The sequence below is a fragment of the Fibrobacter sp. UWH5 genome, from assembly GCF_900142505.1.
Classification (GTDB): Bacteria; Fibrobacterota; Fibrobacteria; order Fibrobacterales; family Fibrobacteraceae; genus Fibrobacter.
The window spans coordinates 54109-78507 of record NZ_FRBB01000010.1 but is presented as its reverse complement, the minus strand read 5'-3'; the positions used below and the strand labels follow the sequence as shown (position 1 = coordinate 78507).

Here is a 24399-nt window from a genome sequence, read left to right as displayed (position 1 = left end):
TAAAATCGCTAGTTTCGAGTTTCAAGTTTCAACAGTTAGTTTGCAGCAGCGACAACCGCAGAGGCTGCGCTATCGGCAGGGGCTACAGAATCAGCGGCAGGAGCCGGTTCTTCAACCTTCAGAGGTTCGTCGGAAAGGGTTTCTGCCTGACGGATAGCCATCATCAAGCGGGCGCGGCCACCTTCTTCGAAGGACGGAACGGCTTCGAGACCGCGGTTAGCCACTTCGATAGCCTGCTGCTTCATACCTGCAGCCTGGTAGACGAATGCGGCAGCCCAGTAGTTACGCCATTCATCGGGGAACTGCTTAATGCCCATTTCCAGATACTTGGCGGAGGCTGTAGCAAGGCTATCCACCTGAGCCTTCTTGTCGGCTGTAAAGGGATGGCTGTTGCGGAGCTTTTCGATCTTGTCGCGAGCATCGAAGGAAATCTGCAGGTACAGAGAAATGTAGCTGGACAGAAGACGGATGGTTTCGTCATTGATATAGGCGGTACCATCACCAAGTCCGCGGTACTTATAGACGTTATCAATAAGGTTTGCGGTATAGGCTGCGTCAAATGCATTACGCTTGGGATTCAGGTCACCCTTCACCAGGTTGTAGACCATACCTTCCTGGACCATGTACTTTTCGAGACCCATGAAGTTGGAGGTTCCAACGGTGGTAGAAATTTCAATGGGGCGATCCATATTCTGGAGAGCAAGATCGACAACCAGCTTATGCTGGGTCAGCATCATGGAACTACGAGTACGTGCAGCCCATTCGGTAAAGGCATCCCAAACCTGATAGTGGACCTTGAACTGCAGCAGCTTAACAGAATCTGCGGCAGACAGCTGCTGACCTTCCATAGCGTCGATGCGGCTCTTCAGCTGAGGCATCAGGCGCTGAGCCTTCTTGACCCAGGTAGAAGTCTGGTGGTTGGGATTGTTAGCGGAACTATTATCAAGAACCATATCGCTATCAATGGTTTCCTTGGTGTAGCTCAGCTTAAGAATCGGTTCGTTTTCAAGCATCTGCTTGATGTACCAGTCGGTGTTACCCAGAGACAGGTTCACCACGCGCACGTCCTTACGGACTCCGGCCACTTCCTGTGCAAACCACAGCGGGAAGGTGTCGTTATCGCCATTGGTAAAGAGGATGGCGTTGGGGCGGCAGCTGTTCAGCAGGTTGAATGCGTAATCCCAGGGAACCCACAGGCCAGAACGGTCATGTTCCTTGTAGTTGGAAGCACAGGGAATTACAAAGGAAACAAGCACCAGGGCGGCAGCCAGCGGAGCGGCCAAGGTAGGCATAGTTCCGGTAGCGCAAAGGAACACCAGGATACCAGCGCCGATACCGAAGATGAGGCTCATGAAAATGAAGGCCGGAGTATAGAAGTAGTCACGTTCGCGAACTTCGAGATGAACGGATTCGGGGAACGGTGCGCGGCTACCCACCTGGGCAAAGCCCTGTTCGATCTTGGTCCAGTTCTGCCATACAGAGGAGTTGGTGTATGTTTCCAGCTGCTTCTGCAATTCAGCAATACGACCCTGGGTATTTTCGCGACCCTTCAGCATTTCGATGCGGATCTTGGTATGTTCGATATTCTGACGCATGTCGATCAGTTCGTTGGGATCCGGCAGGGCGTTAATGCCTACACCACGAGAATTCAGATCCTGAACATTACGAGTCATGACGCTGACCCAGTAGTCATGGTCACGCTGTTCCATACGAGCGCCATCGGCGAAGTTGATGTAGAACAGCAAACCGAGAGAGCAAAGGGCATAAAGAATAGAAGTAAATACGCCAAGTTTCTTGTTACGTCTCCAGATAAAGACGCAAACCATAACGATAAGACCGTTAAAGATGAGGAAGATCAAGAGCTGCGGCAAGACAGCATCGCCCATGAAGCTCATCTGAGTGGGGAACTTGAAACCAAAGCGTTCCACAGGCTGATTGTCTGCAGAATCAAAGGTGTAAACGCCATTGGCATAGTTCACCTCGCCCACCTTGTAAGGCAGGTACTGGGCCATCTGGTATCCACCGTAACCCATATGAGGGAAGCTGAGGAACTGATGGGCGGTACGGGCACGGCGGTAGAAGGCACGGCTAATCATGCTTTCGGAGCCATACTGCTTACGTTCGATAAAGGCGTTAAAGGCATCCCAGTTTTCAGCCTTGAACAGGTTACCCAACTGCAGGTTGCCCTGATCATCGCGGATGTTGATTTCCGGATTGTTTTCGTCGATGGTCGGATTCAGTTCAGAACGGATGGGAATGTAAAGATGAGTGCTGTAACCAATCAGGGCAAAGAAAGCAAAGGCAAGAGAAAGGCGTACAGCCTTGTTCATGCGCGGGCGGAAAGGCTTTGCAACACTGAGGATAGCCAAGACCACAAGGCAACCCAGGGAAATTTCAATAAAGGCGGACACCATGTAAATCACGGAGCACAGGAGAGTACCGGTGATCCACACAGGAATGCGTTCCACAATCTTCTTAGGTTCTGCCACCAGCAGCAAGGCAAACACGGCAGGAACGGTAAGCATTGTGTACAAGTGAGCGCCAACACCAAGGAATGCGATGTAGCAAATGAAAATCAGAATGCGGTTTGCATAATCTTCATCGTCACGCTTGTTGTACCAGACCAGACCCAGGTAAGACACCAGCATCAAGATGAGCATGGCAATGCCGTAAACTTCAGCTTCCACGGCGTTGAACCAGAAGGTATCAGAGAAGGTCAGCAAGAAACCAGCCACCAGGGCTGCGGTACCGAGAACAATATAACGAACCTTTTCGGAGATCTTTTGAGCAAGGGCGTCGGTCTTAAGGACGGTTGCCAGAAGTTCCCAGGCGAAAAGGGCGGTAACATAAACAGTCGCAGCGGAGCTAACCACAGAAATGTAGTTCACGCGCTTTGCGATTTCTTCAACAAAAGGCAGAAGAACAATTACTGCACGGGCAAAGAAAACGAAGAAGGGGGTTCCAGGAGGATGGGGAATACCGAGGGTGTTAGCACAGGCCACGAATTCACCGCAGTCCCAGAAGGAAACGGTGGGAGCCATGGTCATGGCATAGACAACCAAGGCAACCAAGCAGGTGATACCTGCAAAAATATGCTTCATCCACTTTTCTTTATTGAACACGTTACTTCTCCTTAGTACCCGGAATCACGATGCCGCGGCTCTGCAAGAAGCCGGTCAGCAAACCATTAACAAAAGACGAGGAAGAATCAGTGCTGAACTTGGCAGCAATCTGAACCGCTTCGGAAATAGCCACCTTCATGGGGACTTCGGGAATGTAAGTCAGTTCCACCATGGCGATTCGCAGAAGAATACGATCCAGGCTGGCCATACGGTCCAGTTCCCAATGAGCGGCGGCAGCCTTGATGCTTTCGTCAAGGTCAGCGCGGTGTTCCTGAATCAGGTCCACCAGTCTCATGCCATACTTCTTCTGGTTGTCGTGAATTTCCTGAGCTTCAAGAACTCCAGGAAGAGCCTGAGCCACAGTCTGTCCGGTGATTTCCATGGCGTACAGCAACTGCATTGCAAATACGCGGGCGGGTCTAAAACTTACTTGTGCCATAAAACTTTCTCGTTTTTTATAAGTCTCAGTTTACGTTTCTTTTTTTATTAAATCTGCTTGTAGAGGTTTGCCATTTCGACGGCGGTAGAAGCCCAGCTGCAACCCAGGTTGCCAGCCTTAAGGCCTGCGCGGTTCATAGCCTGGTCTACGGTATCGGTAGTGAGGATCCCCAGAATCATGGGAACCTTGCCTTCGGCGGCAATACCGGCAATACCGCTGGTAGAATTGTTCACAACCACGTCGTAGTGGCCAGTTTCGCCACGGATAACTGCACCTAGAGCCATAACGGCATCAAACTTGTTGGAATCCGCCATGCGGCGGCAAATACCCGGCAGTTCAAAAGCGCCCGGAACATGAGCCACGGTAATATCCTTTTCATCTACGCCAAGGATCTGCAGCTGGCGGAGTGCACCATCCAGCAGTTTATCCGTCACGATTTCATTAAAGCGGGCCACGGCGATCGCCACCTTCAGGCCAGTTCCATTCAGAGAATTCTTCAGTTCGTTCATAATACTCCCTTAAGCCTCGTCCAACTTCAGGTCGTGGCCCATCTTTTCTTTCTTGGTTCGCAGATAGAAACGGTTAATGTTATTGGGCTTGATTTCGATAGGAACACGTTCCACGATTTCAAGACCGTAAGCGGAAATACCATTGATCTTGCTGGGGTTATTGGTGAGCAAACGCATCTGCTTCACACCCAGGTCAGCCAAGATCTGTGCGCCGGTACCATACTGGCGTAAATCAGACTTGAAGCCCAGCTTGATGTTGGCTTCTACGGTGTCCAGGCCCTTTTCCTGCAATTCATAAGCGCGGAGCTTGTTGCAGAGGCCAATACCACGACCTTCCTGGCCGCGGAGGTAAAGGAGCACTCCCCCATGTTCACCAATGAACTTCATGGAGGCTTCCAACTGCTCACCGCAGTCGCAGCGCATGCTGCCGAAAATATCGCCCGTCAGGCATTCGCTATGGACGCGAACATAAACCGGCTTGCTGAAATCCGGATTGCCAGCAACCCAGGCCACATGTTCCACACCGTCGGTGGAGCTGCGGTAGGCGTAGGCCTTGAATTCGCCGTACTTGGTAGGGACGTTGGGAGCAGCCACACGCTGCACCAGCTTTTCGTTCTTCAGGCGGTAGGCGATCAAGTCGTGGATAGAGATAATCTTGATGTCGAACTTCTTGGCCACTTCCTGCAACTGAGGCATACGGGCCATGGTGCCGTCTTCGTTCATGATTTCGATGAGAGCGGCAGCCGGGCGAAGTCCAGCCAGCTTTGCCAGGTCCACGGCAGCTTCCGTGTGGCCTGCGCGGCGGAGCACGCCTTCTTCCTGGGCGTACAGCGGAGAAATGTGGCCAGGGCGGCCGAAATCGCTGGGCTTGGAAGCAGGATCGGAAAGAGCCAGAATGGTGGCGGCACGGTCATGGGCAGAAACGCCAGTGGAGCAACCTTCGATCTTATCCACCATGATAGTGAACGGGGTACCCAGAATGGATGTGTTTTCTGCGGTCTGACGGGTCAGATTCAATTCGTGGCAACGCTTGATAGGCAGCGGGCAGCAAAGAACGCCACGGCCTTCGTGGAGCATGAAATTCACCTTTTCCGGTGTAATCTTTTCGGCGGCGATTACAAAGTCGCCTTCATTTTCACGATCTTCGTCATCGACGACAATGAGGAATTTACCGGCCTTGAAATCTTCAAGGGCTTCTTCGATCGTATTAAGCAAGGTCACGCTCCTTCAAATAATTTTCGATATATTTGCCAAGCATATCTACTTCTACATTCACAATAGTACCGGGAACCCAGTTACGCAAATTGGTGCGGGCCAGCGTTTCGGGAATAATGCATACGCGGATGGAATCCTCGAACTTTTCGGCCACCGTAAGGCTAATGCCGTTCAAGGACACGGAACCGCGACGGATTACATAGCGGCGCAAGTCCTTAGGGAGTTCCAAATCCACTTCCACGCCCGTTTCGCGATTGGCAACGGCCAAGACCTTCACGGAAGTATCCACATGGCCCATCACAAAATGACCGCCCATAAAGGAATCTGCCCTGCAGGCCTTTTCAAGATTCACAAGTTTTCCCGGTTCAGCTTGCTTGAAAGAGGTGTTTTCCACCGTCTGGTGCATCAGGCAGAAGGTAGCCTCGTCGTCGGTGCAGCTTTCAATGGAAAGGCACACACCATCGTTAGCGACACTATCGCCCAAATTGCAACCCTTAAAGAAACCGGGTGCGGATAAGCGCATGGTCAGCGCATCCCCTCTCGTTTCCAGAGAAAGGATGGTTCCCGTACTTTGAATAATACCAGTAAACATACGGGCCAAATTTAGAAAAAGACGAGAGACGAGAGACGAGAGACGAGAGTGAAAACAGGCGAATAACGCTGATTTTGAGGTCGGACCAGTACTGCAAGTTAGATTTAGCTAACATCCATATTATACAACGGTAATTTCCTATAGGTAATGGCTAGGGGGGGGTATACTACATTTACCCACAGGAATTATCTCATTGGGACGGAGGAATCATGATTATTTTTGAACACCCTATAAAGGCAGCCATCATTGGCTTTACCACAGCGTCTATACTAGTCGCCTGTGGAGACGACGAGTCAAGTAATCCTGTAAAGCAACACAATCAACAACGGCCGAGTCTAGTCTTCAGCAATCGGAAACGATCTCAAATCCTCAAAAGGCTGGAATAGTGGAACACACAAGGATATATACGGCTTTTCGGCAATTCCCAGCGGGAGCATGGGGGGATAGGCCCAGGTAGCGGATTAGGAGAATATTCCGGCATGTGGAGTTCCGATGAACAAGGAACCTACGGCGCTTACATGGTTTCATTGGACGTAGAACGTTCTACAGCTTGGTTGTACGACGAAAGCAAGGCTCTGTTTTTAAGCATTCGCTGCCTTATGGATTCAGACAAAGATCCTACAGATACAACTTCTTTTACAGGAAGCAGCAAACAGCCAACACTTAACAAGGTTATCCAAGAAGGCTTTTCCGTAGAAGACTATATGAATTCCCAAGTTGACTATGGCACGCTCACGGACAAGCGCGACGGGCAGGTGTACAAAATCACGAAGATTGGTTACCAATGGTGGATGGCAGAAAATCTAAAGTATGCAGACAGTATAAAAACGCCAAGCCTCGTAAATGGTAGCTGGTGCTACGACGACAATGACCAACGTTGCCTGCAAACAGGACGTCTATACACCTGGGCTGCCGCCATTGACTCCGTCAAACAGGAAAACAGTTCTCTGAAATGAGGATTTGGAACTAGCTGCAATATTCCAGACCGAGTACAAGGAATATACCCTGAAGGATGGCATTTGCCGAATCAGACAGAATGGAACGATCTGGTGAACAAGCTTGGAGGCAATAAAGTTGCGGGACACATCCTTAAAGCCCAATCTGGCTGGGGATCTAGTAATACCACGCATTTTCAGTGCGTTGCTTAAAGGACTACTAAACCCGATTATTGCGTTTATGCAGGATAATAGACGGTAAGCACATCGGGGCCAGCCATAAAGGATTCCTTGGCCACGATGTTCTTGGGAAGTTCCGGAAATTCCAGGCCTTCCTTGATGTTGCCAGAGGCAGCGAGATCTGCGATGGCATCGTCGATGCGGCAGTCGGTGGAGCGCCAGATATTCAGGCGGTTCCAAAGAGGTTTGGGAGCGACAATGGTTTCGCCAGTAGAAACGGCGTCGGCAAACAATTGATTGGCGAGACCTGCGCCCGGTTCCACCATCAGACGATGCATACCACGGGCAGAAAGATCGTCGATCATGGAAGTCCAATTTTCAGCGAAAGTGGATCCAGTCAAAAGAATGACGCAAGGCCCTTCGTTAGATTCTTCGACTTCGCGCTCCGCACTTCGCTCAGAATGACACGGGAGGGAGCGTTCAGAAAAAGCAGGCTGTGGGACGCAGGAGAAAACGAGAGTCTTTTTTTCCTGATTCAGAGAGAAGACTTTCAGCTTCGAAACTTCTTCTGCGGAAAATTTATGATGTCCCGCCCACACAATTTTTACGGGATCGTTTCCGGCAGCGTTACGGACATTCAGGCTAGGATTATCAGCAAGAACGGTTCCTGCCCCAACAAGAACAGCATCGCTGATGGCGCGGAGTTCATGATTCCAGCAGTTGGCCCCATCACCAGTAATGCGGACAGGCAAATGTTCGCCATTCAAACCAACAACGCCCATGAAATTTTCCTGGGAGACGGCGCATTTTACTTCTACAAAAGTTCGCTTGTTGCGAACGTAGAAATCGTAAGCTTCGAAGTAACGTTCTACGTCGTGGAAGACGGTACGACCTTCCGCTTCCGCCTCGCGAGACTTTCCTGCTAGATTCTTCGCTTCGCTCAGCATGACACCCGAGGACTCGCTCAGCATGACACCCGAGGACTCGCTCAGCATGACATGCGAAGGTTCACTCAGGCAGTTGCATTCGCCGCATCCACAATCGTCCCAGCCATCATCCACTTCAGCGGCGATGCAGGCGTCCACGCCTTCGAAAACTTCGATTCCGGCTTCTTCCAAAATCTTACGGCTGTTCCCGCGGACAACAGGATTGGGGTCCCCGTGAGCGTAAAAGACTTTCGCAATTCCAGCGTCAATGACGGCCTTGGTGCAGGGAGGCGTGCGGCCGTAATGGCAGCAGGGCTCCAAAGTCACGTAGATAGACGCACCACGAGCCAGTTCGCCCGCGTCACGCAACGCCATGACTTCGGCATGGGCACTTCCGGGGCGCTGCGTACGCCCCTTCCCCACGATAATTCCATCTTTAACCACAACGGCACCCACCGCCGGATTGGGGCGGCTCACGCCAATAGAAAAGACGGACTCATCAAGAGCCAACCTAAGAAAGTTCATTTACAGCTTCGTTTTTTAGTCAAACGTACTATCGAACTAACCACTACTTCTTGGGATAAGCCAAGAAACCGCCAAGAACATTGTAAGCGCGGTCATAACCATTGCGCATCAAAATCAAGGTAGCAGCTTCACTGCGGCGACCAGAGCGGCAGTAAACCAGGACGTCCTTATCCTTGGGCACTTCAGCCAGACGGTACTTCAATTCACTGAGAGGAATATTCACGGCATGGGGAGCATAACCATCATTCAGTTCGTCCGGATTACGAACGTCCAGGTACATTGCACCCGAGGCGTTCATTTCCATGGCCTTATTCCAGTCAATGTTCTTCACTTCATCAACAATGTTTCTGGGAGCTGCAGGCTGGGCAGGAGCCGGAGCCGGCTGAGCCACGGGAGCAGCTTCAGGAGCCTTTTCAGCAGCCTTCTGTTCATTACAGCCTGCCATCAGGAACATTCCGGCAAAAGCAAACATCATCAACTTATTCATTTTATTACTCCTACTATTTTTTTTCAATAAAATCATTTACGCCAAGCAGCATATACACCATCAAAATCTTGTGCGTTTCACCGTCTAGATTTTTAATCGGAACGGCATTCATCCAAAGCAAAGAATCTGAAGCCCCAAAAACACCTTTCCAGGCAACAGCGCGTCCTCGTTCAAAAACCTCAGACAAATATCTATGGAAAAGCGAGAAGTACTTCGGGCGCACCACTTCCAGCAAACGAACCCCTTCGACCTGTTTGGGAGATTCCCTTCCAAAGGCCAGGGAAAAAGCCTGATTGCACCCGGCAATCTTATAATCTCTGTCAACCCAGACCACACGAATATCCGGGAGTCTCAAGGCAGAAGCCAGCAAATCGCTACTATCGACGCCATCCTCCAGCACAGGATTATCCTGCAGCAGTTCCATGCGGCGGGCAGCCCCCTTAAACACCATATTGGAACCTTCTTCCATGGTCAAACGGCCATTAAAGGTGTACCAGTCCGTAGCCCCGTCAGACCTCAGCAAACGAAGGCAAATACCTCGACGATCCTCGCTATCATGACCCGACGCTCTGAAATCCACAATTCGGGAATTCAGCATCTTTTCAAAAATTTCGCAGTCTTTCGCCGGCATCATGTTTTTAAGGTTCTGAACACCCACGGAGCGGGGAACCACACGACCTTCTTCATCGATAAGAGGCGTAAGCAAGGTGAAGCGACGGGAATCCACATCAAGAGACCACAGGAAGTCCCCCGTATTCTGCAGAAGCATATCGATATTCTGCTTCAGTTCATCGCGCTGGTTTCTGGACTCCACATCCAAGGTCACATTCTTGATCAGAAGAACGGTGTTATCTTCGCCCGTCTTCTTCTGGATAAAAGCACGCAACTCGTACCAGCGCAAGCCTAATTCACTATCGTAACTAAAGATAAAGGGAATATCCGGATAGGAGGCCAACCCCTTGGTATAATCCTTCAGACGTGCATATTCCTGAGCCGAAAGAATCTTCTTGAAGTTCTGTTCCTGGCAAATACGTTCAAAAAGAGGATCCGCAATGAATCGCGGCGTGGCATCAATCAGGTTGCCATCCATAGAAAGCACCACCTGAAATTCACCCAGGTATTCCGAAAAATTGGAATAGGCCTTCTGCTTTTCGCGGGAATCCCTAATCAGCAAGATCGAAATGACCAACGCCACCCCAACCAGGAAAAAGGCAAAAAGTGAAGCCGCAATGATATTCAGCGAGATAAACATAAATTCAGTCCAAATTACAATCTACAAGATAGTCTTTTTTCCAATTTTCTTTTTAACACTTAGACCAAACCAGTCCAGAGAATGATCAGATTTTCCAATAGAACCACCAACATTCCACAAATCAAAATGAAAATTCACGCCTAGCCCCACACAAAAACCGGGAAACCGGTAAAAAGTAGACAAAGAGACAAACCTAAAATTTAGAGAAGAACCCATATAAGCAGAACGGCCATCCCATTGAAAAAAAGCATCTAGGCTATCGCCAGGTTTTATGGTAACGCCAGAAAGGTACTGCATATTTTTTAATGGTTCATGAAAAAAATTCCACAGGTACGTCCACAAAATTAATCGTCCATACACAATAGATGCGCCCGCCTTATAACGATGGGACGTCCACAATTCATCACCGGGAGTCCACTCCATTGAAAGTCCATAGGCGCCCCCAACAGCAAGCCAATCGCCATTCACAGACATGCCCCATTCTGTATAAATTTTTCTGTATAACGAATCCATTGATTCATAAGAACCAATAAAAGCCCCTCGATACCTGGAGTCGCCCCATTCCCCAGAAACAGAAGATGCCAACTGATCCGTTTCCGGCAAACGGTAAAAATCCATACTGAATCCAGGATTCGCAAAACGAGCCGGCGACGAGGAATAATCAGAAAGAAGCCAGGAAATATCATTACCAAAGGCGAACCCAACCAGCAGAAGCAAAAACGCAATTTTATTCATACGAAGCCCTACGGACGAATCAGAATTCCCACAACATTTTCAAACTTGCCCGTCGAGATAGACACGTAAGCAACCCCCAAGCCCATTCCATCAAGAGACACTTTACGCCAGGCATTAAATCCAGGGGGCACATCGGCCTTCCAACGCTCCCGCCCAGCAGAATCCAGCAGACGGAGAGATACCTGAAATTCGCTTTCAACATAAACTCTTAACGAATTACCTCCTAGGCGAACCACCCTAGAAGAAAGCTTGTATGTAAAAGGAGACTGGATTTTTTCGTTCGTCCCATTAGACCGCACAAAACCTGGGGTATTCTCCGATTCCATAGTCAAGGGATTAAAGCCTGACGGACATGACACCATATGCCGATCCCAGCAAACGCTATCCACCACAGCCTCCCCGCTGCAAATGGAAATGCATCCCGACGAATTATTCAGATAACCAAGCGCAACCTGAACCAGCCCCACATCCCTATAGCCAAGATATTCCCTGAGTTGTGCGGTATCCTTGGTCAGCACGATGGTCTCATAAGGGTCTATAAACCCGGCACCCCAGCTTCCACCTCGGCCACAAAAGCGAAATTTTTCGAGAGGGACGGCTACCGCACTACGATTGTACACTTCCACCCATTCCGGTTCAGGCTCCTGGGGGCAATGATGCACCTCCGAAACCACCAGCGGCCCCCCACCTGGCGCAAATAGCAAGGTGTCTAGCGAATCGTTATAGGGAGCTTCATCGGGCGGTAGATTCCCGCGAATCCAAAAATCCCGGGAAGATTCCCAGCTAAAATTCCCAACCACCCACAAGGAGTCAATCACACTTGCACTTCCATCCAGGGGGATGCGCTCCAACCGTAGCCAGGCAGAATCACACCCCGTCAAGAAAACCGTATACTTGTCATGGTCCCGCAAAACAGGAGCGAGGCCGCAGTCAGCCACTCCGACTTCATATTGCGGGTTAGCGCACCCTATGGTCGGTTCCGCAAAAATCCAACGGTCAGAATCTTTCACCCGCTGTAACGCCATTCCCGCCTTAGGCTCTGGAATTTCAACGGAATCCACACACGAACCCGCCCAAAGACGCCACGTAGACCTCCTGGAATTCGGAAGACTTAACTTTCCCAATAAGCCACACGCCACCCCATTCCCCTTAGGGCAATACAGGCTATCATGAACCAGGACGAATCGTTTGAAGGTCGAACCGGACTCCCAGGAATTACCTCTGGGCAAGGCAAAAGATAAAGCCGGTTTTTCATCCATCTGCACCCATAGGCTTTCCGCCCCACAATCATCCAGACGAATCTCGACGAATTCTCCTTCCTGATCAGGAACATCCTTGGGATCAGAAAAGAATTCCACAAAACGAGGGCAGGCAAGAGCGGAACCCAAGCCAAAACATAAAAAGCAGAGAACTGCAAGAACTGCAGCCCCGAATCCTAGATTTTTCAAGAAATCACCCCTTGGGGTGAGCCGCCTTTAGCCAGTTCGAGCCGGCGCCATTTTCTCGGGCGGTTTGCCTACGATCGGTAGAAATCAATCTACAGAATGATCGTTGGGCAACATATAGGCAAGCGGATTTACAGGAGAATTGTTCACCCACACTTCGTAGTGAAGATGGGGTCCGACAGATCGACCTGTATTTCCCATGTATCCAATAACTTGGTAACGATGAACGAACTGACCCGGATGAACAATATACATCTGCATATGGCCCAAACGAGTCTTGATTCCATTCCCGTGGTCAATAGCCACGAAGTAACCAAAAGAAGAACTAAGCTGAGCAACGTCCACCACACCGTCGGCGGGGGCGAAAATCGGAGTCCAGCGTTCGTTAGAAATATCGACACCCTGATGCATCTTGCCCACTTCACCCGTGACAGGGTGAATACGGGGACCAAAAGAAGAAGCGAAACGCCCCTGGGTAGGAGAAATAGACGGAACGAAACGCCACATGGAAAGTTTCTGGTCCATATATTTGCCCAAGTTGTGGAAAGAAGCGTCGTTATTGTGGAGCTTGGACTGCAAACGCTTGGCCGTTTCGCCCAGCAGAGCCATTCGTTCTACAACAGGAGACGTGGTGCGCAGCAACAGGGAATCCTCGCCAATGGCGCCACCGGTACCCATTTCACGGGAAGATTCATCCTGAGTGGGCAGGCTGAAACGAGCATAAAGGCGATTTTCGTCACGGAGGAAGTCAGACGTGGTGCCAGCCAGATAATCCAGAGTCCCCTGAATCTGGGACATTTCGCTATCCAGGCGGTGACGTTCATCCAGCTGGTGGTTCAACACACCTTCGTAAATGGTGGTGGTCACCATCTGCACAGCAAAAAGGATGGCGCCAATAACCACAAAAACACGAAGCACCGGCCATGCCTTGAACAGGACGGCAGGCACATGCAGGGTCATCGATTTCGATGACTTCTGGAAGTGTATGGTGGTCTTAACAAAATTCACGGCGGGTAAGATAGTAAAAAATATGACCAAGCGAACGTAAAAATTCACACAACATGAAACATGGAGGGAACAATTTTTACACAAAAAGCTGGATTTTTTGTCAGATTTCTCTACATAAAAAAGATTTGTAAAACTGTTAACTCCATGAGAATCAACAAGTTACATATATAAAATCGCAATAGGGAAAAACAAGACAATTCATTTCGCCCCCAATGGGCGAAATGTGTAATTTACAAAGTATTTTTTCAAAAAATGATAATCAAGTGTTAAACCGGATTGTCAAAATCAACAAATTTTGCAGGAATATTCAATTCTTCCTGGATTTTTTCGGCCAAGGCACGAACGCCAAAGACCTCTGTTCGATGATGACCACAATTGACCAAATTAAATCCCAATTCCTCACAGTCAATCGGAACATGTTCCTTAATTTCCCCTGTTACCAGGACATCGCAGTCCAACTTCATAGCCTCTTCAATGGCGCTTGAGCCCGAGCCGCTGCAAATAGCCACCCTTTTAATGGTATCAGAACCATACATCAAGGCATTCTGCAATCCATAAGGGAACGCATTGGCTACGCTTTCCATAAATTCCGTCTGAGTCGCAGCAGTTTCCCACTCGCCAACTACGCCAATGGTCTTTTCACCTTCCTGCAAGAATCCCGAAACGTTGCTAAGCCCCATCGCCTTGGCAATTTGAACATTATTCCCCACTTCCATATGGCCATCCAAAGGCAAGTGGTAACCATAGAGATTTATGCCATTATTAAAAAGCTTGCGCATGCGAGCGCCAAAACGGCCTACTGGCACACGGTCTTCATTTTTCCAAAATCCATTGGGATGATGTACGATAATGCAATCAGCGCCGTCTTCAATTGCGGCATCAATCAGACAGTCCCGGAAACTCACCCCAGTAACCACTCGAGTCACCCGAGTATTCGCTTCGACACAAAGACCATTAACGCAATAATCCTTGAAGGACTTTGGGTCAAGCAAATCATTCAACCAGGCAGAGAAAAAATTAATATCCATAATTCATTACTCCCATAACTGTTCAAACTTTACAATTATGATACATAATCTAGCACTAATATATAAATATCCAAGAAAACTTTAGAAATATGATTATTCTAAAGAATAATAGTTTTTATATCTTTAAAATTTGCATAAACAAATAGATTGAGTCTATTTTTAGGGGCATCCCATTTTCAACAAAAACAGGTTGAATCTATTTCGCAACGACTCAACCTCTCTGAAAATTAGGTTGAGCCTATTTGGGGACGAACAAACCCTACTAAAAATTAGGTTAAGCCCTCTTTTGGACCAGATTTCCATACACATTTCAACAAAAATTAGTCATAACCCCTTGACAAAGTAAGCAAACTATCTATATTTGGCATCGTCAATGAGGAAACTCGCTGATCTGATTGCTTCATAGCTCAGTTGGTAGAGCCCGCGACTGTTAATCGCGTTGTCCTTGGTTCGAGTCCAAGTGAAGCAGCTTAGAAGACCCGTTCGAAAGAACGGGTCTTTTAGTTTTTCAAAAAACTAGACGTTTTTTACAGATTTAACGATTCGCTTCATGGTCCATGTTTACGCATTTTGCTAAATTCGTGGGTCGACACAAATAGTTGTTTTTCAGCGCTTGGGATTGTCAAAAACGCGACATTCTTTTCGGTGCTGTTACATAAGGAGCCAATAATGGCACATTATCTCTTTACTTCTGAATCCGTATCCAAGGGTCACCCGGATAAGGTCTGCGACCAGATTTCCGACGCCATCCTGGATGCCTGCCTTGCACAGGACCCCAACAGCCGCGTCGCTTGCGAAACTCTCGTGAACACCGGCCTCGTGGTTATCTCCGGTGAAATCACCACCAAGGCAGTGATCGACTACCAGCAGATTGCCCGCAAGACCATCAAGGGCATCGGCTACGTGAATCCGGAACTGGCCTTCGACTACAAGGGTTGCTCCGTTCTCGTCGCCATGGACAAGCAGTCCCCCGATATCGCTCAGGGTGTGGACGCCAAGGCTGCCGACGGTAAGGAAGACGACAAGCAGGGCGCAGGCGACCAGGGCATGATGTTCGGTTATGCCGTGAACGAAACCAAGGAGCTGATGCCTCTGCCCATTAGCCTGGCTCACAAGCTCATGGAAGAAATTCAGAACCTCCGCGAAAAGGGCAAGATCAAGTGGCTCCGTCCGGATGCCAAGTCCCAGGTCACCGTGGAATACGACGAAAACGACAAGCCGGTCCGCGTAGACACAGTGGTCATTTCTACCCAGCACGATGAATTCGTGAACGGCAAGGAACTGAAGCACAAGACTATCGAAAAGGAAATCATCGAAAAGCTCATCAAGAAGGTTGTTCCTGCCAAGCTTCTCGACAAGAACACCCGTTACCTGATCAACCCCACCGGCAAGTTCGTGGTTGGCGGACCTCACGGCGACTGCGGCCTCACCGGTCGTAAGATCATCGTGGACACCTACGGCGGCATGGGTCGTCATGGTGGTGGAGCATTCTCCGGTAAGGATCCTTCCAAGGTGGACCGTTCTGCCGCATACGCAGCCCGCTACGTTGCAAAGAACATTGTGGCTGCAGGCCTCGCCCACCGTTGCGAAGTCCAGCTGGCATACGCCATCGGCTACTCCAAGCCGGTTTCTGTGCTGGTGAACACCTTCGGCACCGGCAAGATCAGCGACCGCGACATCGAAGCTATCGTCGCTAAGAACTTCGATCTTTCTCCCGCTGGCATCGTAAAGATGCTGGACCTGAAGAAGCCCGGCTACCAGGCAACTGCAGCCCTCGGCCACTTCGGTCGTGAAGGCGCACGTTTCACTTGGGAAAAGACCGACAAGGCAGCTGCATTAAAGACCGCAGCCACTAAGCTCAAGTAACTTCCGTCTAAGACGAAAAGAGAGGGCCGTTTTTCAACGGCCCTCTTTTTTATGTTCTCTATAAAGTTAGCGTTCTAGGCCCGCGACCTAGTATTCATCTATATCGCTAAAATCACCATTGGCATCGGCCATTTCTTCGAATAGTCCCACATGCCGAACCATGACAATCGCCTTGATCACCAAGAGGGAGGCCATCAAGAGAATCGCCGTCATGAACAGGCAGATAACTTGATTCTGAACAAAGCCTGTCATCAAGAAGCCGATAAAGGAAATGCATACTACAAGAACCACATAGGGGAGCTGCGTAACAATGTGGTCCATCAGGGAACAATGAGCGCCCGTAGAAGCCATAATGGACGTATCAGAAATAGGAGAACTATGGTCTCCACAGACTGCTCCCGCACAGACCGCCGACAGGCCAATCACACAGGTTGACGGAGTTTGCGCGTAGTTAAGGATCGAAACAACAATCGGAGCCAAGATCGCAATCGTTCCCCAGCTTGTCCCCGTCGCAAACGCCATGAAGCAAGCCAGCAGAAAGATAAACGCCGGAAGGAACTTCACATAGGCACCAAAATCGCCAATGAAAGTCGTAAAGAAAATTCCGATTCCAAGCCCCTGTCTAGCGATATTTCCAAAGAGCCAGGCCAAAGTCAAAATGGCAATGGGCACCACCATCTGTTTAATGCCGTCGGGAATAGACTTCATGGAATCCGCAAAGGAAACGCTCTGACGTAATCTAAAATAGAAATGGGCAAAAATGTTCGTTACAAAACCACCTACGGCAAGTCCCTTGGAAGCATCGCTGTTGGCAAAGGCATCCAGGAAGCCAACCCCGTCAAAAAGACCGCCAGTCGCGAGAATGCCCACAAGGCTACACACGCACAAAGCCACCACAGGTATGATAAAGTCCCACATGGAACCTACATGTTCTAGAGATTCCTTCTTTTCTTCATCTTCAAAGGGGCGGTCATGAGTAGAATAGACATCGTCATTAAGCTGCGCATTGGCTTCATGACGAAGCATCGGGCCAAAGTCAATATTCAGCAGCGAAATGAAAACAATCATCAGGATTGTCAGCAGACAGTAAAAGTTGTAGGGAATCTGCATAAAGAACAGGTCAATGCCGTTAATCTTATCGGTTTCGACATAACCCGAAACGGCAGCAACCCAGGAAGATAGCGGAGCGATCATGCAAACAGGGGCTGCAGTAGAATCCACAAGGTACGCCAACTTCGCACGGCTAATCTTATGGGAATCTGTAACCGGGCGGACCACAGTCCCGACGGTAAGGCAGTTGAAGTAGTCATCAATAAAGCAGACAACACCAAGCAATAGGGTAAACAGTAGGGCCCCGCGACGATTCTTCACATGGGAAGAAAGCCAAAGGGTAAAGGCCAAACGCCCTCCACTTCTGTTAACTAGGTCCACAACAATTCCCACCGAAACCAGGAACAAAATAATTCCAAGGTTGCTGGAATTGCCCAATATGTCAAGAAGCCCCACGTTGCTTCCATCGCCGCCCACCATACAGAGGAGCGCCTTACCAGGAATATCTGCAAGGTCATTGGTAGACATCATCAGAATAGCCCCGGAAAAACACCCGTAAAGCAGCGACGAGAAAACTTCCTTTGTCACAACACACATGGAAATGGCGGTTATAGCAGGCAACAGGCACCAGACAGACCCCACCATTCCTTCTTCATAGACCAGCAACAGCCAAATATGAAGCACGATAAAGAAGCTTATGGCTCCCACAAATTTATGACGTCGGATCCAGTTCATCTAAGCCTGCCTAATCTTTCTACAGGCTTCGCATACTTTCCTGTAATCAGCAAGGAATGTTTCAAACTGCGAAAGAATCTGCACTTCCTGACAGTCTCTTCCTGCAAATTCCTGACTCTTGGCCAACTCTGAAAATTTCAGGGCTCCGATCATCATGGAATTACTCTTGATGGAGTGTGCGACAATGCCATAATCCTGCCAATCCTTATTTTCAAAATTCCGCTTCAAACGCAATTCATTTTCTGCAAACGCTTCTTCATACATTTCCAGCGCTTCCATATAAAATTCGCGGTTGCCGGAGCAGTAATTCATACCGACACTTTCATCAATCAGCTGTTCTTCCGGTTCCGAAACAACTTCCGAAACATTTTCTATTACGGGAGATGATTTTTTCGAATAGCGAATCAAATCCTTAGGCAGGAATTTCAAGAGAGCCTTTTCCAGGTCCTCGATTCTGATTGGCTTGCCTATATAGCCATCAAAACCCGCCTCCAGGTACATTTCCTTGGCACCAACGATAGCATTAGCCGTCAATGCAATAATGGGAACACCTGCGCACTTATTTCCGAACAACTTCTTCGAAAGTTTCAAGGTTTCCATACCATCCATACCAGGCATCATATGATCCAGGAAGATGACATCGAAATGTTCCTTTTTCATAAGTTCCAGGCATTCCATACCGCTGTTGCATGTAGACACCTGAATTTGCGTATGCTTCATCAAGTGCTGAGCCACACGCAGGTTCATGTTGTTATCATCCACAACAAGTACCTTGGCATCAGGCGCAGTCATACAATCCTGAGAAACAGAATCCTGATTCTTGGAATCCAGATAACGTTTCTGCAAATTTCCAATGGGAGAGCTACCGATAATCATCTGGGGGATTACAACGGTAAACGTAGAACCCTTGCCGTATACACTATTCACACTGATAGAACCATGCATGAATTCCACCAGTTTTGACGTAATGGCCAAGCCCAGTCCAGAACCCTCAATCGTTCTATTTTGCACCAAGTCCAGACGCTGGAAACTCTTGAACAGGCGGGACTGATCCTGTTCGCGGATACCAATACCCGTATCTTCCACCTGGATAACAAGGTCAGCCATGTTTCCACACTCAGGATCAACCCTACGATTTTCCATATTGATCCGGAAATCCACATGTCCCGCTTCAGTGTACTTCACGGCATTGTTAAGGATATTCAGCATCACCTGCTGTATACGAACGGAATCGCCAAACAGCAAACTGGGAATCGTTTCGTCTACATAGACATTCAGTTCAAGGCCCTTCTGTTCGGCCTTTACCCCGATCATAGTAGACACATCATTTAAGACAGATCCCAGATCGTAACGGACCTCCACAATTTCCATCTTACCCGCTTCAATCTTGGAGAAGTCAAGAATGTCGTTAATGATGGAAAGCAACATCTGGCTTGCGCCCTTAATGTCTTCAGAATAGGAATGAATTTGAGATTCACTGGATTCACGAAGAATCATCTCGTTCATGCCCATGATTGCATTGATCGGCGTACGGATTTCATGGCTCATGTTTGCCAGGAAACTACTCTTGGCCACATTGGCTTCTTCTGCACGGGTCTTTGCATTTTCAAGCTCAAGCTGGTAACTCTGAAGACGACGGATTTCATCATCTACGTCGGCAATGGCCACGACAAAGGAGGACACCTCTTCGGATGCGTCAGACTTGATAAAGGAAATCTTGTGGAAACGGTATACACCATGTTCAAGAGCTCGACACTGGAAACCAAAGGATTTCTTTCCTCTCAGGTTTTCAATCGCATTCTGGAAACTAGACTCCCTACTAACAAGTTCCATATCATCCGGATGGACAATAGACCTAAGCAAGAGCACCAAAGCCTGATCATAGGACAAGTCAACAAAACCGGCAGACCCTAATTTTTCGGCGAAGGTATCCCCCATAGAATAAGGGAACACCAACTTGGTAGAGACGTCCACATAGCAAACAGAATCAAAAGTACCAGCCAAGGTGCTAATAATATCAAAGTTCTTCTGGAGTTCCTTCTTCATCTTCAGCTGGTCACGTGCGGCTCGACTAGCGACAGCACCATTGATAAAGCTGGTCGTCACAAACGCACCAATCACAAGAATCACGAACAACGAAAGGATAATGCTAAGCATCAGGATTCGCTGCACGGAATCATAAAGTTCATTTTCATCGGCCACCATGACAACAAAGAAGGAATCGTATACAACGCGATAGAACACGACGTTGTTCGACCCATGAAGACGAGTCTTCAGCACCCTATTGGTAAGGACTGTATCCTTCTGGGATTCGACACGGTCATTCTGCAACAACAGTTTAACCAGATTTGCATTCTCGGTCTGCCAGAAATCCATCTCCAGGAAATTCTTCCCTGTAATAGAAGAATCGGCACTGACCATTACAAAGCCATCCTTAGAAACGATGAAGCTATTCTTCAAGCCGGCCTGATTAACGTTTTCAAGAAGTTTGGAGAAAACATCCATGTGAATATCGACAGAAACCACACCATGACCATCTGCAAAAGTCCGGCTTATGGAAATCACCTGCTTCCTGGTATCTTCGTCCACATAGGGGGTAATGATAGCCACCTCGCCAGGATGCTTGCGAGCCTCGCTATACCACTGACGGGAGTTAAAGTCAAAACCTTCCGGCGGAATCCATCCATCACCGCTGACAAAAATGCTGTCGTAGCGCACATAGATGGAACTAAAGCTGTTACTTACGCTTTCGCAATAAATCTTGTTCTGGGTCACCAGGAATTTTTCCAGGTTCCCATAAGACGGTTCAACCAGGGATTCCAGGGAATAACTGCTAACATTGACGGCATCAATTGCCCTTTCGATGGTATTGTCCAAACGTTCAGCCACAATACCCACATTGGTCAGCCCATCGTTCAAAGTCTGGTCTTTCACCACCTTATAGAAGGAATTGAATATGTAGACAACCACGACCAGCAAAACTGAAATCATGGCAATCAAGGTCAAGACATATTCAATGAGGCTCATGCGAGACAAACGTCGCAATTCCTCGAAAAGCGATCCTTTCCTAGATGTCAATACGCTACGAAACTTCACAATCTTTCTCCTTATGAAGAAAGATAACAAAAAAGTAAATTTCGCCTATTCGCTAGAACTAGAACTGGAAGTACAAGAAAGGGTTATAGCTTTGCGTAAACAAGGCCAGCACCGCCACAACAAAAACTACAAGAGCGAGAATCACTCGTTTTGTAGAAATCTCACTGCACCAATCATATGAGCGGAAACGCCAGAAAGACAAAAGTCCCGCCACACCCATAAAGATTACGCAGCTCGGTGTAAATATCTCCGCAGCAAGAATCGGGTCGGCTCCGCTGACTGCATTAAGACCAAGCAAGGATTTCCACATCCTAAAAGCCTCGCCAATATTGTCTGCACGGAACAGTACCCAGCCAAACAACACAATCACCTGAGTCAGGATTACCTGAACAAGCTTCGGAGCGCGAGAATACAAGGCTTCCTTATTATGGGCGCGTTCAATAATCATGAAGAACGCATGATAGAGTCCCCAACAGACAAAAGTCCAGTTTGCGCCATGCCACACGCCACTAGCGAACATCACCAGGAACAGGTTCAGATACAAGCGGCCCTTGCTTACGCGGTTACCACCCAGGGCAATATACAGGTAGTCACGGAACCAGCTGGTTAGGGAAATATGCCAGTATTTCCAGAATTCCGTAATGCTCTTGGCTCTGTACGGGCCATTAAAGTTCCTAGGAAAGTGGAAACCCAGCATCAAGCCAAGACCGATGGCCATGTTGGAATAGGCAGAAAAGTCAAAGTAAATCTGGAACATGTAGGCCAGAGCGCCCCACCAGCTATTCAGCACGCCCGGAGCATCGGCGGCAAATACTCTGTCTGCAATAATGCCTACGTTATTGGCCAGGAAAATTTTCTCGCCAAAACCGAAGCAGAAGAACATTATACCACGAACAAAGTTTTCCAAGGTATGAGTACGTGAATCCAGTTCCTCGGCCACCGTATTATAGCGGACAATAGGACCAGCCACCAGCTGGGGGAACAGAGCCACATAGCAGGCAAAGGTCGCCAGGTTCTTGACAGGAGGTGCAGTACCGCGCCAGATATCAATGGCGTAGCTCATGGACTGGAAGGTATAGAAAGAAATACCCACCGGAAGCAGGACTGTCATCACATGGAAAGGTTCGCCCCCGAACTTTTCTATAACGGTATTAATGGCTCCCATGCCGAACATGTAGTATTTAAAGAAGGCCAGCGCCCCCATATTTACCACCATGGCAAGGCCAAGCCCAAAATTCCGCTGGAAACGGGATGCCCCTTCCGCAGAAATCAATTTTCCGGAATAGTACACCACCAGCGTGGAACCAAGCATCAAGAACACTAGCCAAGGTTCCAGCCAACCATAAAAGATGTAACTGAAGACAGTTATGAAAAAGTTCAGGTAGGAATGTCTCGCACCCAACTTGAACAACACAAAATAGCCGACCAGGAACGTCGGCAGGAAATAGAACAAGAATATCTGGGAAGAAAAGACCATGAAAAAGGGTATGAGGTATGAGAGGCGAAGGACTATTCGTTAACTTCTACAGCGAGATAGCGGGGAGCTTCGTCGTCGAAGTATTCATCTTCTACGGCACCATCCCAGTTGCCCTCGAGAGGAATCAACTTCAGCTTGTGCTTGGCCTTGGCCTTGAACTCGCCAACATTACCCTTGGCCTTGTCAGCCATCTTGTCGGTAACCTTACCGCGGGCGATCAGGGGATTATAGACACCTACCAGAATTTCCTTGGCATCCAATTTGCCGGCTGTAACAGCCAGAACTTTATATTTGAACACATACACATAGCTGTACAGGTCATTAGACGGCATCTTACCAGGAATTTCAGTCAAACGACCTTCCACAGAAATAGGATCGGCAAAAGTAAAGGCAACAAAAGCCAAAAGAACAAGCGCAAACTTCTTAAACATAAAGCTCCTTAGTTTTTCTCTAAATATAACTAAATCCCCCTTAGAAAAACTAAAAGACCCGCTCTTTCGAACGGGTCTTTTAAGCTGCTTCACTTGGACTCGAACCAAGGACAACGCGATTAACAGTCGCGGGCTCTACCAACTGAGCTATGAAGCAATCAGGTCAGTGAGTTTCCTCATTGATGGTGCCAAAGATAGATTATTCTGCACTATTGTCAAGGGTTTCTCTCGAAAAAAGTGAAAAATCTTTATGGAACCAGGGCTTTCATTTCGTCTGGGAAATTCCGGCACTCAAAAGTTCGCGGTTCTTTCCAGTAGGGCAACTGTATTTCAGCTTTATAGGCGTACAGCATTTGGGTTCTAGCCCCGAGAATCGCATAATCTTCATCGGACAAGGCATCTTCCTTGCTCAGCTCACCTCGGGCACGGGCTTCTGCCACGGCATCAGACATTTTTTCATAAAAACGGCCATCAAAACTATATAGGCGGTCCCCAAGAATCGGATATCCTAATTCCGACAGGTGTGCGCGAATCTGATGTTTTCGTCCGGTGATCAGTTCCGCTTCAACCACGGAATAATTCCCGGCAGAAGCTACCCCTGCCCCGACCTTGCGGAAAACCGTATGACACGGTTTTCCGTCGTCAAAATGGTGCATGCGCAAGCGCAGGTGGTCATTGGGATCTTCGCGTAAAGGCATCTGACAGTCAACGGCTTCCTCAGGAAAAATCCCACGGACCACCGCCATATAGAACTTCTTCAGCAAGATTCGGTCCAGATTTTTCTGAAAACGGGCAGCGGTTTCTGCATACTTGGCAAACAGCATCAAGCCTCCCGTATCCCGATCAAGTCGATGCATGGGAGTCGCCGTTTCGCAATCCGTTCCTCGACGAACAATGGAGGTAAAAGTATTATAGAAAATACGCCCTGTATGATGAACCGGAACGCCGGCAGGCTTGGCGATTACCATGAATTCGTCATCTTCGAAAACCACGTCATAGTTCGTAGGAACTTCAGGTTCGGTGTAATTTTCCACATGGTACACCACCTTGTCGTTCTTATGAGCCACAGAGTTTTCGTCAGCCACAACCCCATTAATCGTTACCAGACCGCGGGAAAGTTTTTCAGACCAATCAGTCCTGCTATGATAGGTAAAACGGGCGCACAAGGAATCCAGCAAGAGCCAGCCGTTATGTTCCGGCTGAACCACGCTTTCAAAATACATATCAGAAGGAACGGGCATAGATAGTAGGAAGTTGGTAGTAGATATGAGTTAGTATTGTCGCGTCGGAGGCGTCTTGCTTATTAATTTGTATCTCGTAATTGATAATTCATAATTAAACTGCAA

The 24399-nt window shown here is 48.5% G+C and carries 19 protein-coding genes and 2 tRNA genes; 3 read left to right on the top strand and 18 right to left on the bottom strand.

From position 1 onward, the window contains the following. Positions 1-35 precede the first annotated feature (35 nt). The 5 genes from BUB38_RS09645 to BUB38_RS09625 are packed head-to-tail and all read right to left on the bottom strand — an operon-like array spanning position 36 to position 5877. Positions 36-3122, bottom strand: a complete 3087-nt coding sequence (locus BUB38_RS09645; RefSeq protein WP_139258390.1) for a glycosyltransferase family 117 protein — start codon at positions 3120-3122, stop codon at positions 36-38. 1 nt (position 3123) lies between these two features. Beyond that, the gene (nusB, locus tag BUB38_RS09640; protein ID WP_073159988.1) at positions 3124-3561 is read right to left on the bottom strand and encodes a transcription antitermination factor NusB; all 438 of its coding nucleotides are present in this window, start codon (positions 3559-3561) and stop codon (positions 3124-3126) included. 47 nt (positions 3562-3608) lie between these two features. Beyond that, positions 3609-4070: a 6,7-dimethyl-8-ribityllumazine synthase gene (gene ribH, locus BUB38_RS09635; protein WP_073159986.1), complete on the bottom strand. Its 462-nt coding sequence runs from the start codon at positions 4068-4070 to the stop codon at positions 3609-3611. A 9-nt stretch (positions 4071-4079) separates the two neighbouring features. Next, a complete protein-coding gene (locus BUB38_RS09630; protein ID WP_073159984.1) occupies positions 4080-5291 on the bottom strand; it encodes a bifunctional 3,4-dihydroxy-2-butanone-4-phosphate synthase/GTP cyclohydrolase II in 1212 nt (403 codons plus the stop codon). Further along, a complete protein-coding gene (locus BUB38_RS09625; protein WP_073159982.1) occupies positions 5278-5877 on the bottom strand; it encodes a riboflavin synthase in 600 nt (199 codons plus the stop codon). Before BUB38_RS09625 ends, BUB38_RS09630 begins: the two co-directional genes overlap by 14 nt. A gap of 479 nt (positions 5878-6356) precedes the next feature. Between BUB38_RS09625 and BUB38_RS09620 the strand changes: the two genes are divergently transcribed. After that, on the top strand, positions 6357-6833 hold the full coding sequence (locus tag BUB38_RS09620; protein WP_073159972.1) for an FISUMP domain-containing protein: 477 nt from the start codon (positions 6357-6359) through the stop codon (positions 6831-6833). A gap of 218 nt (positions 6834-7051) precedes the next feature. Here the strand turns inward: BUB38_RS09620 and ribD are convergent, their stop codons facing one another. From ribD to BUB38_RS09580, 7 genes are all read right to left on the bottom strand, one after another. Beyond that, positions 7052-8443, bottom strand: a complete 1392-nt coding sequence (ribD, locus tag BUB38_RS09610; RefSeq protein ID WP_073159970.1) for a bifunctional diaminohydroxyphosphoribosylaminopyrimidine deaminase/5-amino-6-(5-phosphoribosylamino)uracil reductase RibD — start codon at positions 8441-8443, stop codon at positions 7052-7054. Positions 8444-8486: 43 nt separating this feature from the next. Further along, positions 8487-8930 carry a rhodanese-like domain-containing protein gene (locus tag BUB38_RS09605; RefSeq protein ID WP_073159969.1) on the bottom strand — a complete coding sequence of 148 codons (444 nt, stop codon included), beginning with the start codon at positions 8928-8930 and terminating at the stop codon, positions 8487-8489. 13 nt (positions 8931-8943) lie between these two features. Further along, positions 8944-10182, bottom strand: a complete 1239-nt coding sequence (locus BUB38_RS09600; RefSeq protein WP_073159967.1) for a PAS domain-containing protein — start codon at positions 10180-10182, stop codon at positions 8944-8946. A 21-nt stretch (positions 10183-10203) separates the two neighbouring features. Further along, a complete protein-coding gene (locus tag BUB38_RS09595; RefSeq protein WP_073159965.1) occupies positions 10204-10917 on the bottom strand; it encodes a hypothetical protein in 714 nt (237 codons plus the stop codon). Positions 10918-10925: 8 nt separating this feature from the next. Continuing rightward, entirely contained in the window at positions 10926-12365 is a 1440-nt protein-coding gene (locus BUB38_RS09590) for a hypothetical protein (RefSeq protein ID WP_073159963.1), read from the bottom strand. Positions 12366-12449: 84 nt separating this feature from the next. Further along, the gene (locus BUB38_RS09585; RefSeq protein WP_073160051.1) at positions 12450-13370 is read right to left on the bottom strand and encodes a M23 family metallopeptidase; all 921 of its coding nucleotides are present in this window, start codon (positions 13368-13370) and stop codon (positions 12450-12452) included. A gap of 266 nt (positions 13371-13636) precedes the next feature. Further along, complete coding sequence (locus BUB38_RS09580; RefSeq protein ID WP_073159961.1) at positions 13637-14398, bottom strand: Nif3-like dinuclear metal center hexameric protein; 762 nt, start codon at positions 14396-14398, stop codon at positions 13637-13639. A 396-nt stretch (positions 14399-14794) separates the two neighbouring features. Here BUB38_RS09580 and BUB38_RS09575 point away from each other — a divergent pair. Then, positions 14795-14867, top strand: a tRNA-Asn gene (locus tag BUB38_RS09575). Between the two features lie 200 nt (positions 14868-15067). Then, the gene (gene metK / locus BUB38_RS09570) at positions 15068-16264 is read left to right on the top strand and encodes a methionine adenosyltransferase (protein ID WP_073159960.1); all 1197 of its coding nucleotides are present in this window, start codon (positions 15068-15070) and stop codon (positions 16262-16264) included. Positions 16265-16351: 87 nt separating this feature from the next. Here metK and BUB38_RS09565 read toward each other — a convergent pair whose 3' ends face one another. The 6 genes from BUB38_RS09565 to BUB38_RS09540 form a co-directional block, all read right to left on the bottom strand. Then, a complete protein-coding gene (locus BUB38_RS09565) occupies positions 16352-18049 on the bottom strand; it encodes a Na+/H+ antiporter NhaC family protein (protein ID WP_073159958.1) in 1698 nt (565 codons plus the stop codon). Next, positions 18050-21145 (bottom strand): hybrid sensor histidine kinase/response regulator, encoded by a 3096-nt coding sequence (locus BUB38_RS09560; RefSeq protein ID WP_139258386.1) that lies wholly within the window; start codon positions 21143-21145, stop codon positions 18050-18052. A 58-nt stretch (positions 21146-21203) separates the two neighbouring features. Next, the gene (locus BUB38_RS09555) at positions 21204-22622 is read right to left on the bottom strand and encodes an MBOAT family O-acyltransferase (RefSeq protein WP_073159954.1); all 1419 of its coding nucleotides are present in this window, start codon (positions 22620-22622) and stop codon (positions 21204-21206) included. A gap of 32 nt (positions 22623-22654) precedes the next feature. Further along, positions 22655-23053 (bottom strand): hypothetical protein, encoded by a 399-nt coding sequence (locus BUB38_RS09550; protein ID WP_073159952.1) that lies wholly within the window; start codon positions 23051-23053, stop codon positions 22655-22657. An 84-nt stretch (positions 23054-23137) separates the two neighbouring features. Beyond that, a tRNA-Asn gene (locus tag BUB38_RS09545) sits at positions 23138-23210 on the bottom strand. 91 nt (positions 23211-23301) lie between these two features. Beyond that, complete coding sequence (locus tag BUB38_RS09540; RefSeq protein WP_073159950.1) at positions 23302-24294, bottom strand: pseudouridine synthase; 993 nt, start codon at positions 24292-24294, stop codon at positions 23302-23304. Positions 24295-24399: the final 105 nt, after the last annotated feature.